The 440-nt window shown below is 70.7% G+C and carries 1 pseudogene; it reads left to right on the forward strand.

Annotated elements, in window-relative coordinates:
* Positions 1-143: 143 nt before the first annotated feature.
* Positions 144-386: pseudogene (locus tag ACODR5_RS13545) on the forward strand (YbaK/EbsC family protein); the annotation flags it as partial.
* Positions 387-440 lie beyond the last annotated feature (54 nt).

Below are 440 nucleotides of genomic sequence, written 5' to 3' on the forward strand. Positions count from 1 at the left end.
ACCACTTCACCGGAAGGCCGCCCAACGCTGGGCGGCCTTCCGTCGTTCACACGACGATCGAGCCCCTCCCGAGAACGCCTGACGGTGTTCCCGCGAGGGGCTCGAGTCGTCTCGGGGGAGCGTCGCTCCCTAGAATCGGCGGCATGGTCGCCTCCCTCCATCCGCGCAATGTCCTCGTGTCCGAGCAGCTTCGCGCCGCCGGCATCCCGGGCGAGATCGTGATCCTCCCCGACGCCGCCGCGACCGCCGCGCAGGCGGCGGCCGCGCTCGGGGTCGAGGTCGGGGCGATCGCCAACAGCCTGGTGTTCTGGTGCGACGACGCGCCGCTGCTCGTGATGACGAGCGGCGCGCACCGAGTCGACACCGCCGCCCTCGCCGAGCGTCTGGCCTGGATCGTGTCACCGTCGGGTGATTTCGCGGGTTGAGGATCGTTGAGGCTT

The sequence above is a fragment of the Microbacterium sp. FG3 genome (assembly GCF_057809335.1).